Raw genomic sequence first — 14,885 nt, forward strand, 5'->3', positions numbered from 1 at the left:
AGTTTTAAAAATTAAAAATTTAATTAAAAGGGGAGAGTTGAATTATGAGAAAATCAAAAATTTTGTTCCTTTTATTAACATTTATTTTACCTGTTGCGTTAATTGCTGGATGCAGTACAGGTAATACCAATAATACTTCAAATGCTAAAGAAGAAAAGACTATAGGCTTGGTAATATCGACACTTAATAATCCATTTTTTGTAACATTGAAAGATGGAGCAGAAGCTAAGGCAAAAGAATTAGGCTATAAATTAATAGTAGCAGATTCACAGAATGACTCTTCAAAAGAACTTTCTAATGTAGAAGATTTAATTCAACAAAAAGTAGACGTTTTGCTTATAAATCCTGTAGATAGCGATGCTGTAGTTAATGCGATAAAAGAAGCAAATAGCAAAAATATACCAGTTATTACTTTGGACAGGTCTGCAAATGGTGGAGATGTTATTTGTCACATAGCTTCAGATAACGTAAAAGGTGGAGAAATGGCAGCAGAGTTTATTGCCAAAACGCTAAATGGGAAAGGAAACGTAGTAGAACTTGAAGGCATACCAGGTACTTCCGCAGCAAGAGATAGAGGCAAAGGATTTGATGAAGCTATCGCTAAATATCCAGATATAAAAATTATAGCAAAACAAGCTGCTGATTTTGATCGTTCAAAAGGTTTATCAGTAATGGAAAATATCCTTCAAGCCCAACCTAAAATTGATGCAGTATTTGCGCAAAATGATGAAATGGCATTAGGTGCAATAAAGGCAATAGAGAGTGCAAATAGGCAAGGAATTTTAGTAGTTGGATTCGATGGGACAGATGATGCGTTGAAAGCTATAAAAGATGGCAAAATGGCTGCAACGATTGCTCAGCAACCAGCTTTAATAGGTTCTCTTGGAGTAGAAATGGCTGACAAATATCTAAAAGGTGAAAAGGTAGAAAAATTTATACCAGCTGAGCTTAAACTTATAACGAAGTGATATGATATCAATACAGATAAGGAAAATAGAAAAACGAATGCGAATCTAAAAAGCCTGCCGTGTTTTGGGCGGGCTTTTTTACGTGCGCCCGGCATGGGCGATAGCTAGGCGGTGAAAGTCCGCTGTGGGCTTGGTAGTGGGAACCACTAGCCAAGAGCAAGGGTGTCCATCGTGAGGTGGAATCTGAAGGAAGCTTAAGGCAAAATCTCGGTCTGATGAACAAGAACCAGATAAGAGGCTGAATTGGGATGGATGAGTTTGCGTAACAAAACGAAGTCCAACACTACCCGAATCCCATACAGTAAATCTGGCAGATATATGAGATGAAAGTTATCGTTCTTACCCGGGGAGGTCTCAAGGATAAGTCACTAAAGTGAACTCTGAAGTGACAACCCATACAGTGATGTATGGTTGAACCTTGAGAAGTCAGCAGAGGTCATAGTACTTATCTAGTCATGAATAGATAAGGAAGGGCCGAACGTTAGGAGGTTTTGGAAATCTTATGGACTCGAAAGATATGCAGAGACTGCAGACAACTCAACAAAGAGGCTATCCGTTGAATAGAGAAATGGAATTTCAAAAGACAACGGAAGTGCATAGTATATCATCGGCGTCAAAAGATAGAAGAAACGATGTACAAAGATATACCAGCAAGATGCTTGAAATGATAGTAGAACGAGGAAACATGAGAGCAGCATACAAGCGCGTTGTTGCAAATAAAGGAAGCCATGGAGTCGATGGGATGGAAGTAGATGAACTTCTACCGTATCTCAAAGAAAACTGGGCAACCATAAAACAACAACTGCTGGAGGGGAAATACAAACCACAACCAGTGCGAAGAGTAGAAATTTCCAAACCAGATGGAGGAGTAAGACTACTAGGAATACCTACAGCACTAGATAGGCTAATACAACAAGCAATAGCCCAAATACTAAATAGAGTCTACAACCATACATTTTCTGATAGCAGTTATGGATTTAGACCAGGACGCAGTGCAAAAGACGCAATAAAAGCCGCAGAAGCATATATAAATGAAGGATATACATGGGTTGTAGATATGGACTTAGAAAAGTTCTTTGACAGAGTAAACCACGACATAATAATGTCCAAACTAGAAAAGCGGATAGGAGACAAAAGGGTACTAAAGTTAATACGAAGATACCTAGAATCAGGAGTAATGATAAACGGAATCAAAGTATCAACAGAAGAAGGGACACCCCAAGGAGGGCCATTAAGTCCCCTATTAGCAAACATAATGTTGGACGAACTAGACAAAGAACTTGAGAAACGAGGGCATAAATTCTGCCGATATGCAGATGACTGCAACATATATGTAAAAAGCAGGTCTGCAGGAAACAGAGTAATGAAGAGCATAAAGAAATTCATAGAAAGCAAATTAAAACTAAAAGTCAACGAAGCAAAAAGTGCTGTAGATAGACCATGGAGAAGAAAATTTCTTGGATTTTCATTCTACACAAAAGAAAACGAAGTAAGAATAAGAATCCATGAAAAATCCATCAAAAGGTTTAAGGAAAAAGTAAGAGAAATAACCAATCGGAACAAGGGAATAAGCATGGAAAACAGAATAAAAAGACTAAATCAAATAACAACAGGATGGGTCAACTATTTTGGATTAGCAGACGCAAAAAGCATAATGAAAACCCTTGACGAATGGATAAGGCGAAGACTAAGGGCATGTATATGGAAACAATGGAAGAAGATAAAAACGAAGCATGATAACCTAGTAAAACTAGGAGTAGAAGATCAAAAAGCCTGGGAATACACCAATACAAGGAAAGGCTACTGGAGAATATCCAATAGCCCAATCCTAAATAAGACTCTTACAAATAATTACTTTGAAAGCATAGGTTATAAGAGTTTATCCCAAAGATATCTAATTGTACACAATTCCTAATGAACCGCCGTATACCGAACGGTACGTACGGTGGTGTGAGAGGACGCTGAATAAAATAATTATTCAGCTCCTACTCGATTAATACAAGAAAATAATAGCATGTAAATGAATGAACATAGACTTTAATTAAAATAATAGTATAATATCATAAATAGAGGATAAAAAATAGTAAGTGGTGATTATATGAATAAAATAGATTATCTTATAAATGAAATAAAATTACTTCCCCGCAAAGGATTGGCTAAAACCTGAGGAGGACGAGGCATGGCAGAACTTATAAAAGGCGATGTGGTTGAAAAGATATATATTCATTTCCTTTGAACAATGAGGATTTAGAAATTGGGACTTTAAATTAGGTAGACCAAATAAATTATTTACAGCTGATAGTAAGATTGTAATTTACAAAGTCGGTACTATAAATCAAGAAAAGCTTAAAGAAGTAATTGATAAATTGGTTCAAATTATAAAAGAATAACTGTTATAAAACTTATAGTTTTAAACAGATGGGCTGATGGCCTGTTTTTTTATGCAGATAATAATTTACAAAAAGTTGTAAAATATGACTTAGGTCGAAAATATAGTTTTAATATCAAAGTTTTAAAACATTTTATGAAACCAAATTACAAAACCATAAAAAATACTTGAAATATTATTTCATAAGTAGTATAATATAAACTAGAAAGGAGTGCAAACATTAACATGCCAGGAGATATAGAGAAAATTAGGGCAGTTATTAATAATTTAAAACCATCAGAAAGAAAAATTGCTGAGTATATAATTGAAAATGCTGATAAGATTTCAGATTTATCTGTAGCTGAACTTGCAAAAAACAGCAATACCAGTGAAGCAAGTGTTGTGAGATTTTGCAAAAGTCTCGGATACAAAGGATATCAAGATTTAAAAATAAAAATTGCTGCAGACTACACATATAAGACAAAAAGTATTCAAGGTTTTGTTAATATAGATGATGATATTAATACCATAATTGTGAAAATATCTAAAAATAATATGGACTCAATAGAAAAAACAATGGATATGTTAGATAGAAACGAAGTAGAAAGAGCTGTTATTGCTATTTTAAATGCCAATAAAATAGACATTTATGGAGTTGGAGCATCTGCTATTGTTGCACAAGATATGTTGCAAAAATTTATGAGGATAAATAAATCTTGTACGGCATACAGTGATTCTCACATGCAACTTGCATCTGCGGCTAATCTTCGCCAAGGAGATGTGGCAATTGGTATTTCGTATTCAGGTCAAACAGCAGATACTGTTGATGCTTTAAGGATAGCTAAAAATTCGGGCGCTACAACAATTTGTATAACAAGGTTTGGTAATTCACCTATAACAGAAGTTTCAGATATAAAACTTTTTGTATATTCTACTGAAGCAATCTTTAGAAGTGGTGCAATGGCATCAAGGATGGCACAACTTAATGTAGTAGATATATTGTTTTCTATAATAGCCTGCAGGAAATACGATGAGGTAATAAAATATTTAGAAAATACAAGTGAAGCGGTCTCATCAAGAAAATACTGAAGGAGAGGTTTGTATGTTTAATATATTTAAAAAAAAGACTGATAAACTATTAATTAAAGCACCTGTTGATGGAGATGTGGTAGAAATAGTAGATGTTCCAGATGAAGTGTTTGCTCAAAAACTTATAGGAGATGGTGTTGCTGTGATACCTGAAGCCGATATATTTGTTTCTCCTGTTGATGGTATTGTAACAGCTGTTTTCCCTACAAAACATGCAATAGGTATTAGGACAAAAGAAGGAATTGAGGTAATGATTCATGTAGGAATTGATACTGTAAAACTAAATGGTGAAGGATTTGTTACGTTTGTAACTGAAGGTGATAAAGTAAAAGTTGGCGATAAACTATTAAAGGTAGAAAGAACTTTAATAAAATCAAAAGCTAAATCACTCGTTTCCCCTATAGTAGTAACTAATATGGATAGGATAAAAGAATTTAAAAAAATGACAGGTAAAGCGACTGCTGGGCAGACCGTTGTAATTGAGGCGGTTATTTAATTTACTTCAATATGAAATAAATTTTCATAAATACTTTATATTTATGAAACAATATAACATATAAGGAGGTGGGAGATAGGTATATAAGATTCATATGTTTAATTATCATTATCCTTTAAATATTAAATTGAGGATAGGGGGATTAAGAATGTCAAGAGAAAAAGAAATAGCTCAAGGAATTATTAAAGAGTTAGGCGGAAAAGAGAATGTTATATCAATCACGAACTGCATGACAAGATTAAGGATACTTGTCAAGGATTATGACAAGGTTAACAGGGAAGCTTTGGGGAAAATTGACGGTGTTATTAAAGTCAATGAAGAGGGTGGAGAGTTACAAGTTATTGTAGGACCTGGTCTTGCTAACAAGGTAGAAAGTGAGGCATCAAAAATACTAGGTGGTACTAAAGTTGGAAAAGCAGAAGAAGTTAAAGCGGCAATTAGTGCCAAAAACCAAACACCTTTTAAACTTCTCTTGAGAAGGATTGCTAGTATATTTATTCCTTTGATTCCAGGTTTAATTGGTGGTGGTTTAATACTTGGCATTACCAATGTTGCGACAAAATTTAATTGGATTGCAGACAAAAATTTATTGGCTATGTTAAGTTTGTTAGGCAGTACTATTTTTACGTATATGGGTATTATGGTAGGTATGAATACTGCTAAAGAATTTGGAGGTTCTCCTACAATTGGAGGTATTCTTGCTGGTATTATTTATAACCCTGCATTAGCTAATATTACAATTGGAGGGAAAGCTTTAGTCGTAGGTAGAGGCGGAATTATTTCTGTTTTAATTGCAGCAGCATTTGCAAGTTGGCTTGAGAAAAACATTAGGAAAAGAATGCCTAACAGTATAGAATTGCTTGCAACTCCTTTGCTTACAATTTTGATAGCAGGTTTTGCAACTTTATATGTATTACAACCTTTAGGCGGATATATAGCTGATGGTATTGGCAAAGCAGTAACTGTTGCAATTGCAGGAAAAGCTGGTGTATTTACAGGATTTATACTTGCTGGTACATTTTTACCATTAGTTATGACAGGTTTGCATCAGGGTTTGACACCTATCCATGTGCAATTAATTGAGTCGACAGGAGTTACTATATTACTTCCTATTTTAGCGATGGCGGGAGCAGGTCAAGTTGGAGCTGCATTAGCAGTATATGTGAAGACCAAGAGCAAACAACTTAAAAAAATTATAGAAGGCTCAATACTTGTCGGTATTCTCGGTATTGGAGAACCATTGATTTACGGTGTTACTTTACCACTTGGGAGACCTTTTATAGGGGCATGTATAGGAGGTGCTTTTGGTGGAGCTTTTGAAGCCCTTAAAGTAGTTGGTGCAAGAGGATTGGGTATCTCCGGTGTACCATTAGCTGTATTAATTGAGCCAAATAAAATTATTTATTATGTTTTAGGATTATTGATATCGTATACTGCAGGATTTATAGCTACCTATCTATTAGGATTTGAAGATCCAGTTGATGAAGAAATAGAAAATTCACAACCATTTACTTTTAATGTTTGATACAATTAAAAAGGGGCGTTTTGCCCCTTTTTAGGAGGAGATGATGAGGTGGCTGTTGGTATTTCGGTTTATACTACAGAAGACTTTCCACATCAAAAGAACAAGGAATATATAAAAATGGCAAAAGACAATGGGATAAATATGGTTTTTACGTCGATGCATATGCCTGAGGTTGAATATGATAAAAAATTAAATGAATTTGAAGATTTAATTGAATATATTAAATTACTAGATATGAAATTAACTATTGATATTTCGCCTGTAACAATGAATATATTAAATTCCTCAATAACAGATTTAAAACCTTTTTATGATTTGGAAGTAGATTGTTTAAGGCTTGATTATGGTTTTACTGCAGAGGAAATAGCTGAAATGACAAACAACAAATATGGAATTAAAATAGAGTTAAATGCCAGCACAATAACAAAAGAAGAAATAGAGAAATTGATAAAGCTAAAAGCTAATATAGATAATTTGACAACTTGCCACAATTATTATCCTAAACCGTATACAGGTCTTTCCTATAAGTTTTTTAAAGAAAAGACAATGATGATAAAAAATTACGGACTTAAGGTATCGGCATTTATTCCTTCTTTGGAAGGTAGGAGAGGGCCAATATATGAGGGATTGCCGACGCTTGAAATGCATAGAAACATAAAACCTTACACAGCAGCGAGACATTTAATTTATTCTGGGTTGATAGATGACATATATTTTGGGGATGCATATGCATCTATAAATGAAATAAGAGATGTTATCTCAATAAATAAAGATGTCATTGAATTAAATATCAATCTTATTATGGATATAACAGATTATGAGAAAGACATAATTTTTGCTGGTATTCATACAAATAGGTCTGATTCTTCTGAATACATTATAAGATCAGAGGAGTCAAGGGGTTATGCAAAGATAGGGAAAGCAATAAAGCCGTATAATTGCATTGAAAGAAAGAAATACAGTGTTACAATTGATAATTACGGTTTTAAAAGATATTCGGGAGAGCTTAATATTTGTTTGATTGATATGCCTCAAGATGAAAGAGTAAATGTGGTAGGACATATACCTGAAGAAGAACATATATTGGTAGATTTAATTAGACCGGGGACAAAATTTAAATTTAGAAAGGGTTGATACAATGGATTTAGATAAACTTATAACGGAAGGAAGAAACCCTGATACACTTGATATTGATAGATTAAGTACAGAAGATATGTTAAAAAAAATAAATAATGAAGATAAAAAAGTTCCAATAGCTGTTGAAAAAGAAATACCTAATATAGCAAAAGCTGTTGATATTATAGCAGAAAAATTAAAACAAGGAGGAAGACTTATATACATTGGTGCTGGTACAAGTGGAAGGCTGGGAATTCTCGATGCATCCGAATGCCCACCAACTTTTGGAGTAGATCCAGAAATGGTGCAAGGGATTATTGCAGGTGGAGATGTTGCAATAAGAAGGTCAGTAGAAGATGCGGAAGACAAAGAAGACCTTGGTAAAGAAGATTTAAAGAAAAAGAATTTGTCAAGTAAGGATGTTGTAGTAGGTATTGCAGCCAGTGGTCGGACGCCTTATGTATTAGGAGCACTTAGATATGCTAAAGAAGTTGGTGCACATACAGTAGGGATATCCTGCAATCCGGATAGTGAGATGAAAAAAATAGTTGATATAATGATAGCGCCTGTTGTAGGGCCAGAAGTAATTATGGGTTCTACCAGAATGAAAGCAGGAACTGCACAAAAATTAGTATTAAATATGCTATCTACAGGTGCTATGATAAAACTTGGTAAAGTTTACAGCAATTTAATGGTGGATGTAAAAGCTACAAATGAAAAATTAATTAACAGAGCAAAACGCATTGTAAAATTAGCAACGGATGCAGATGAAAAAGTAATTGAAAAAATACTTAAGGAAACTAATTATAATGTTAAATTAACAATTTTAATGATATTAACAGGACTTAACCAAAATAAAGCAAAAGAACTTTTAGATAGGTCTAATGGTTATATTGCAAAGGCATTAATGCTTAATGAAAATAAGTCTTAAGAATAAATTTGAAGAGAAATTGAATTTATTAGGAAGTTTTATTTAAACTGAAAGGCGGATTAGTTTCCGCCTTTTATAAAAAATTTTTCGAAATCATATTGACACTGATGAATTAAAATGCTATATTATAAATGTACAAAATATTGTATATTGTCCGGGTGATTGAATGATTAAAGATCTATTAACTAAAAATGGGATTGCCGTTACGATGTTGGCACGAGAAATGCTTTCTTTAAAATGTGGAGATAGAATTGAAACGATAGGAGAATATGCCAAAAAATTTGACCTCGGGCGTGGGACAATACAAACTGCTTTAAAGTATTTAGAAGATAATGAAGCAATTGAATTAGAGCCACGAGGGCATTTAGGTACGTATATAAACAATATTGACTACAAAAAATTATGGGAATATGCGGGACTTACTATTGTTTCAGGGGTAATGCCTCTTCCGTATTCAAGAAGATATGAAGGGTTAGCTACAGGTTTATATAAAGTATTTGAAAAAGGGGAAATACCTTTTAATATGGCATATATGAGAGGAAGCGAAAGAAGGTTAGAGGCATTGTTGAATGGAAAATATGATTTTGCCATAATGTCGATGTTGGCAGCAAAATTGTATATTGAATCTGGTAAAAATTTAAAAATAGTAGTCGATTTTGGACCAAATACGAACGTAAGTACTCATCGTATAATATTTTCAAATAATGCGAAAAATGCGATTGAAGATGGAATGAAGATTGCTATAGATCCAACTTCATTAGACCAATTTATATTAACCTACTATGAATGTGAGGGAAAGAATGTAGAGTTTATAGAATTACCGTATAATCAAATTATACCTCATATAATGGAAGGAAAAATAGATGCAGCTGTATGGAACTATGATGAAATAGTTGACAGAGGACTGTCTATTAAAAATGAACCGCTTAAAAGCGAAAAATCGAAAAAAATTAGTGAAGATAATACACGTGCTGTTTTAGTAGTTAAAAGAGATAATTGGGGTGTTGATAAAATAATAAATAGAATTGTTGATAAAGAAGAAGTTATAAAGATTCAGGAACAAGTGTTGTTGAATAAAATATTTCCAGAATATTGATTTATAATTATTCATATATTATTTTTGGAAGGGCTTAAAAAATAACTTTATATCACAGTACAAAATACTGTATAATGTTTGGAGGGATTTAAGTGAAGGATAATGTTGTAAATAGAATAGATTTGTTAGTACAAGGTAATGTGATTGATTTTGATACTGGAAAAGCTATTAAAAAGATTGATGAGGAATTAAGAGTAAATTATGAAATTTGCGCTGAGGATGAACACTATGAGATGTTTATAACCCATTTAGCAATGTCTATAAAAAGATTAAAAGAAGAAGAAAAATTGGAGTCTACAATAGATGACGAACTTTTTAACGAAGTTAAAAATTGTCCTAATTACTATAGAGCACTTGGTATTTTACAAAATATAGAAGATAGGATAGAAATAAAATTACCCGAATCCGAAAAAAGATTTGTGTTATTACATTTGTGTAATCTTTTAGAAAGGGGTAAAAGTACATGATAAGATTTGTTGTAGGTGGAGCTGTTGATAAGCAAAAAGTTGCTCAAATGATAAAGGAGATAGGAGGTGATAAAGTAAGTGTTGAAATAAAATCAGATATTGAAGCTGCAATGGCTGTGAAAAATGGAAAGGCAGATTACTATGTTGGTGCTTGTGCAACAGGAGGTGGTGGTGCTTTAGCTATGGCAATGGCTATATTAACAGCTCAAAAATGTGCAACTATCTCTATGCCTGGTAAGCCACCACAGGAAGCCGACGTAAAAAAAGCAGTAGCTGAAGGGAAAGTAGCGTTTGGTTTTACTAATGACCATATTGAAAAAGCTGTACCTTACATTGTAAACGCAATTTTAGAAAAATAGGGATTGGAGGATAAAAAATGAAGATAGTGTTAATTGCTTTAATTGGTGCTTTGGCAGCAATTCTTGCGAATGGTGGTATTGCTGTATTTAATGATGGGCTAAGACCTATAATGCCTGAATATCTAGAAGGTAGAATGAAAAAAGCAGAATTGGCTGCAACGAGTTTTGCTTTATCTTTTGGACTTGTAATCGGTTTTGGAATACCAATTTCAATTGGTGCTACCATATTACTTGTTCATAGTATTTTACTCGGGACAGATATTATAGGAACATGGTCACCAAAAGGTAAAATAGGATATGCTGTTGCTGGAACAATAGGAGCTCTGTGGGGAATAGGACTATTGGTAGGATTGCAATGGATTGTAAATGTATTCAAAAAATTACCGGTTAATGTTTTCGACTCAATGGGACAAATAGGTACACCTGTAATATTTGCTTTTGCAGCATTTCCTGCATTAGCAGTTGCATACCAATATGGTGTTAAAAATGGGCTTATTACTTTAACAATATCGGCATTGGTTAGAGCTATAGTAGCAAGATTTTCTCCAATAGTTATTGGAACAAGCAAAATAGCTTTGAATCCAGAAGGTATGGCATTAGTTACTGGAATGATAGTTTTACTTATCTATGCTATGAGAGAAAAGAAAGAAGAAAATTCAACAAATATTGCTGCTTTATTTACTGAAAGAGTAGACAGGATAAAAAAGAATGTTTGGGTACTTGCTATAATGGGTGCTCTTGTAGCGGCAGCCACGTCTCTGCATATTTTGGCAGGCGATCCAATTTCTCTATCATTGGTTTCTAAAGGTAATTATACAGATGCTGCTTTAGTTGCATTAGCGAGAGCAATTGGTTTTGTACCTTTAGTTGCAACTACTGCTATTGCTACCGGTGTATATGGTCCTGTTGGAATGACTTTTATATTCGCAGCAGCTTTATTTGCGAACAATCCACTGCTTGCAGCAATACTAGGATTTGTAATAATTTTTGCGGAAGTTTACCTGCTGGGAGGTATAGCGGCATTTTTGGATAAATTCCCAGGGATTAAAAAGTCTTCAGATAACATTAGGACAGCGATGGGACAATTATTGGAAGTGGCATTGTTAGTTGGCGGGGCGAATGCATCTAATATGGCGTTGCCTGGATTAGGGATATTTATTGTAATTGGGTTATACCTTTTAAATGAAATTGCAGGAAGACCTATTGTGAGAATGGCAGTTGGACCCATTGCAGCAATATTAGTTGGTATTCTTGCTAACATATTGGCGGTTTTTGGACTGTATGTTCCACCGGTTAAATAAAGAGGGGAATTTCCCCTCTTCCATATAATAAATTTATTAGGGTGAATGTTATATATGAATGATAAAATAGTTATGCAAAAAATAAATGAGATGGCAAGACTCGCATATGCGATAAATATAGCACGTGATAATTTAGGTTATTCTGTTAGATATATTAATTATAAGGCAATAAAAAAAGCTGTAGAAGCGTTAAAAGTATATGATAAATTATACTTTTATGGAATAAAAAATACATCACAAATTAAACGCGAATATTTGCAAAAATTATCTAATATTGGAAATTATATATGGCTTACAGTTGATGAGATGTCAAAAGGCGGTAGAGCAATTGATATTGAGAGAATAAACCCTGTTACTGGCAGGCCGATGACAGGCTCTACAAGTGCTGGTTGTATCAATGTGTTATTGGGAATAAATGATTTTACTATTGGCACTGATGGTGGTGGTTCTGTGTTGGGGCCTGCGATGTCCTGTAATTTGTATTCTATCATGGCAAAAGGATTAGGCCTTGAAGGTAAAAAATTAAAAAAATCAACAGATGCTATAAATTTCATACCTGGTATTGGAATAATTGCAAAAGATTTATTCGTATGTAAAGATGTATTGAGTAACCTAATAGATTTGGATGATACAATAGATTTTCGCAATTTAAAAGTTGGAATTCCACGAAAAGGCGATATAAATCTTCCGATTATTGGTGACGTCCGTGAAGATTTATATAATATTGAAAGAGTTTTATCAAAAGAGGGTATTCCAGTAATTGATATTGATTTGAAGGATGTATTGAAAAGAGAAGATGCTATATATAAGCTTAATAAAGCTTTTGAAGAGGTAGATATAGTGATAACAAAAGAAGGACCTATTGATATTTTTGGTTTAGGAGATTCGGTTTTAGGTACTATGGGATATGTCGGAAGTTATATTCAAAATAGTTCAGGAAAATATTTGATAAAAGTTGCTAACATGGTAAATACTACAGCTCTTACAATACCATCAGAAAATTTAGGTGTAGGGATTTTAATAATGGCGAAAGAAGGAAATAAATATGGTACAGGTGCTATTAAGCTGGCAGAGATAATTGATAGCAATATTAGCCATCCAAAACTATTTTATGAATATTTTAACACTAAAGAATATGATGATATTTTATTTGAGGTGAATTAAATGATTTTAGATAATAATACTGGTTTTAAAGATATAGGTTATACTCTTATACATGAACATTTGACTATTGATTTATCAAGACTCAAAGAAGATGATGATGCCAAACTTGATGATGTAGATAGCTTAATTGAAGATTTAAAAGAACTCAAAAAAAGTGGCATAGATACTATCGTTGATGTTACAAACATAGGTATGGGTCGAGATATTGAAAGAATCAAGTATATTTCTGATATTTCAAATATGAATGTGATTTTATCTACTGGATTTTATAAAGAACCTTTTTTGCCGGAAATAGTTTATAAGAGTTCTGTTAAAGAATTGGCTGATATATTTATTGATGAAATTATTAATGGAATCGATGGTACAAATTATAAAGCATCTGTGATAGGCGAGATAGGCACAAGTAAAGAAGAAATAAAAGAAGTAGAAAGAAAAATTTTTGAAGCTGCTGCAATTGCACATAATGAAACCGGAGTACCGATAATAACTCATACAACGTTAGGGCTTTTAGGATTAGAACAGATTAAAATTTTTAAAAATGTGAAAGTAAATTTAGAAAAAGTAGTTATAGGGCATGTTGATTTAAACATTGATATGGATTATTATTTAACTTTACTTGATAGTGGATGTTATCTTGCTTTTGACACAATTGGTAAAACTAATTATCAACCAGATGAGTTAAGAGCAATATCTATAAAGAAACTTATTGACAAAGGATTTATTAACAAAATTCTCCTTTCATTGGATATTTCAAGAAAATCTTATCTAAAAAATTATGGTGGTTTTGGCCATTCATATATAGTAGAAAAATTTATTCCTCTTTTAAAAAACAATGGGTTAACAGAAGAAGATATAAAGACTATATTATACAGAAATCCATTGAACTTGATTGGAGGATAAAGAATGATTACGTATCCTATTAAACAGATTAGCTTAGAGGAAGCAATTAATTTGCAGTTTAAATTAGTAGATATCATCCAATCAGTTTTTCGAGGGCATGAATTGCTCGAAGCTGGTGATTATGGTGTATCATTGGAGCTTGGACGACCTAAAACCACCTCAAAAGTTGAGAAGGTTCTTGCTAAATTTTTTGATGCAGAAGACTCTGCTCTAGTAAGAGGTGCTGGTACGGGGGCTATGAGACTCGTTTTTAATAGCTTATTAAAACCTCTTAATACCTTACTTGTGCATGACGCCCCTGTATATCCTACAACACAAAACCTTATCGATATGATGGGCCTTAAGCTTTTAAAAGTAAACATGAATGATTTAGATTCATTTGAGATATTAAAAAATACAAAAGTTGATGCTGTGTTAATACAACATTCAAGGCAAAAACCTGATGACAGCTATGAGCTCGAAAAAGTAATAAAAGCTATTAAATCTATAACGAATGTGCCTATTATCACTGATGAGAATTATGTAGTTATGAAAGCTCCATATATAGGTGTTCAGTTGGGAGCGGATGTTTCAGTATTTTCCATATTTAAATTGTTGGGTCCGGAAGGAATTGGATGTGTAGTAGGTAAAAAGCATATTATAGACGGAATTCGTAAACTAACTTATTCAGGAGGAAGCCAAGTGCAAGGACCTGAGGCAATGGAAGCTTTAAGGTCGCTTGTATACACTCCTGTTTCATTAGCAATACAAGCAATGCAGGTTGATGAAATAGCAAAGAGGCTTAATAACGGGGAAATAAAAGGAGTAAAAAAGGCATATGTAGCAAATGCGCAGTCCAGAGTTGTATTAATAGAATTTGAAGAACCAATTGCGGCAAAAGTATTAAAGTACGCTGAAGAGATGGGAGCAGTACCTTATCCTGTAGGTTCTGAATCAAGATATGAAATTGGTGCTATGTTTTATAGAGTTTCAGGGACTTTTATTAAAGATAATCCTGAAATAAAAAATTATGTAATTCGCATTAATCCAATGAGGGCAGGTGCTGATACTGTTATTAGAATTTTAAAAGAAGCTGTAAAGAAAAGTCTGGCTTAGGAGATGATGC

At 33.4% G+C, this 14,885-nt stretch carries 14 protein-coding genes; all 14 read left to right on the forward strand.

Features of this window, described 5'->3' with window-relative positions:
• Nucleotides 1-44: 44 nt before the first annotated feature.
• The 14 genes from rbsB (at nt 45) to TETH514_RS00905 (ending at nt 14,875) form a co-directional block, all read left to right on the forward strand.
• Nucleotides 45-968 carry a ribose ABC transporter substrate-binding protein RbsB gene (gene rbsB, locus TETH514_RS00840; RefSeq protein ID WP_009051944.1) on the forward strand — a complete coding sequence of 308 codons (924 nt, stop codon included), beginning with the start codon at nt 45-47 and terminating at the stop codon, nt 966-968.
• A 502-nt stretch (nt 969-1,470) separates the two neighbouring features.
• On the forward strand, nt 1,471-2,883 hold the full coding sequence (ltrA, locus tag TETH514_RS00845) for a group II intron reverse transcriptase/maturase (protein WP_009051943.1): 1,413 nt from the start codon (nt 1,471-1,473) through the stop codon (nt 2,881-2,883).
• A 699-nt stretch (nt 2,884-3,582) separates the two neighbouring features.
• The gene (locus TETH514_RS00850; protein WP_004400353.1) at nt 3,583-4,425 is read left to right on the forward strand and encodes a MurR/RpiR family transcriptional regulator; all 843 of its coding nucleotides are present in this window, start codon (nt 3,583-3,585) and stop codon (nt 4,423-4,425) included.
• Between the two features lie 13 nt (nt 4,426-4,438).
• Nucleotides 4,439-4,921 carry a PTS glucose transporter subunit IIA gene (locus TETH514_RS00855; RefSeq protein ID WP_009051942.1) on the forward strand — a complete coding sequence of 161 codons (483 nt, stop codon included), beginning with the start codon at nt 4,439-4,441 and terminating at the stop codon, nt 4,919-4,921.
• A 148-nt stretch (nt 4,922-5,069) separates the two neighbouring features.
• Nucleotides 5,070-6,446 (forward strand): PTS transporter subunit EIIC, encoded by a 1,377-nt coding sequence (locus TETH514_RS00860; protein WP_009051941.1) that lies wholly within the window; start codon nt 5,070-5,072, stop codon nt 6,444-6,446.
• A 48-nt stretch (nt 6,447-6,494) separates the two neighbouring features.
• Entirely contained in the window at nt 6,495-7,580 is a 1,086-nt protein-coding gene (locus TETH514_RS00865) for a DUF871 domain-containing protein (RefSeq protein ID WP_009051940.1), read from the forward strand.
• Nucleotides 7,581-7,584: 4 nt separating this feature from the next.
• Nucleotides 7,585-8,493: an N-acetylmuramic acid 6-phosphate etherase gene (gene murQ / locus TETH514_RS00870; RefSeq protein ID WP_009051939.1), complete on the forward strand. Its 909-nt coding sequence runs from the start codon at nt 7,585-7,587 to the stop codon at nt 8,491-8,493.
• A 166-nt stretch (nt 8,494-8,659) separates the two neighbouring features.
• Nucleotides 8,660-9,589: a GntR family transcriptional regulator YhfZ gene (yhfZ, locus tag TETH514_RS00875; protein ID WP_009051938.1), complete on the forward strand. Its 930-nt coding sequence runs from the start codon at nt 8,660-8,662 to the stop codon at nt 9,587-9,589.
• A gap of 92 nt (nt 9,590-9,681) precedes the next feature.
• Entirely contained in the window at nt 9,682-10,056 is a 375-nt protein-coding gene (locus TETH514_RS00880; RefSeq protein WP_009051937.1) for a PRD domain-containing protein, read from the forward strand.
• On the forward strand, nt 10,053-10,415 hold the full coding sequence (locus TETH514_RS00885) for a DUF2620 family protein (protein WP_009051936.1): 363 nt from the start codon (nt 10,053-10,055) through the stop codon (nt 10,413-10,415). The genes TETH514_RS00880 and TETH514_RS00885 overlap by 4 nt, the downstream gene beginning before the upstream one ends.
• A 17-nt stretch (nt 10,416-10,432) precedes the next feature.
• Nucleotides 10,433-11,716, forward strand: a complete 1,284-nt coding sequence (locus TETH514_RS00890) for a YhfT family protein (RefSeq protein ID WP_009051935.1) — start codon at nt 10,433-10,435, stop codon at nt 11,714-11,716.
• A gap of 54 nt (nt 11,717-11,770) precedes the next feature.
• Nucleotides 11,771-12,880, forward strand: coding sequence for an amidase (locus tag TETH514_RS00895; RefSeq protein WP_009051934.1), 1,110 nt, complete (start codon nt 11,771-11,773; stop codon nt 12,878-12,880).
• Entirely contained in the window at nt 12,881-13,780 is a 900-nt protein-coding gene (locus tag TETH514_RS00900) for a phosphotriesterase (protein WP_009051933.1), read from the forward strand.
• A 3-nt stretch (nt 13,781-13,783) separates the two neighbouring features.
• Nucleotides 13,784-14,875 (forward strand): aminotransferase class V-fold PLP-dependent enzyme, encoded by a 1,092-nt coding sequence (locus TETH514_RS00905; protein ID WP_009051932.1) that lies wholly within the window; start codon nt 13,784-13,786, stop codon nt 14,873-14,875.
• Nucleotides 14,876-14,885 lie beyond the last annotated feature (10 nt).

It is taken from the genome of Thermoanaerobacter sp. X514, from assembly GCF_000019065.1.
GTDB lineage: Bacteria > Bacillota > Thermoanaerobacteria > Thermoanaerobacterales > Thermoanaerobacteraceae > Thermoanaerobacter > Thermoanaerobacter pseudethanolicus.

Coding starts and splice junctions, on each gene's coding strand:
- rbsB (WP_009051944.1), top strand. CDS start 45: ATGAGAAAATCAAAAATTTTGTTCCTTTTATTAACATTTATTTTACCT.
- TETH514_RS00850 (WP_004400353.1), top strand. CDS start 3,583: ATGCCAGGAGATATAGAGAAAATTAGGGCAGTTATTAATAATTTAAAA.
- murQ (WP_009051939.1), top strand. CDS start 7,585: ATGGATTTAGATAAACTTATAACGGAAGGAAGAAACCCTGATACACTT.
- TETH514_RS00895 (WP_009051934.1), top strand. CDS start 11,771: ATGAATGATAAAATAGTTATGCAAAAAATAAATGAGATGGCAAGACTC.
- TETH514_RS00900 (WP_009051933.1), top strand. CDS start 12,881: ATGATTTTAGATAATAATACTGGTTTTAAAGATATAGGTTATACTCTT.
- yhfZ (WP_009051938.1), top strand. CDS start 8,660: ATGATTAAAGATCTATTAACTAAAAATGGGATTGCCGTTACGATGTTG.
- TETH514_RS00905 (WP_009051932.1), top strand. CDS start 13,784: ATGATTACGTATCCTATTAAACAGATTAGCTTAGAGGAAGCAATTAAT.
- TETH514_RS00890 (WP_009051935.1), top strand. CDS start 10,433: ATGAAGATAGTGTTAATTGCTTTAATTGGTGCTTTGGCAGCAATTCTT.
- TETH514_RS00855 (WP_009051942.1), top strand. CDS start 4,439: ATGTTTAATATATTTAAAAAAAAGACTGATAAACTATTAATTAAAGCA.
- TETH514_RS00860 (WP_009051941.1), top strand. CDS start 5,070: ATGTCAAGAGAAAAAGAAATAGCTCAAGGAATTATTAAAGAGTTAGGC.
- ltrA (WP_009051943.1), top strand. CDS start 1,471: ATGGACTCGAAAGATATGCAGAGACTGCAGACAACTCAACAAAGAGGC.
- TETH514_RS00885 (WP_009051936.1), top strand. CDS start 10,053: ATGATAAGATTTGTTGTAGGTGGAGCTGTTGATAAGCAAAAAGTTGCT.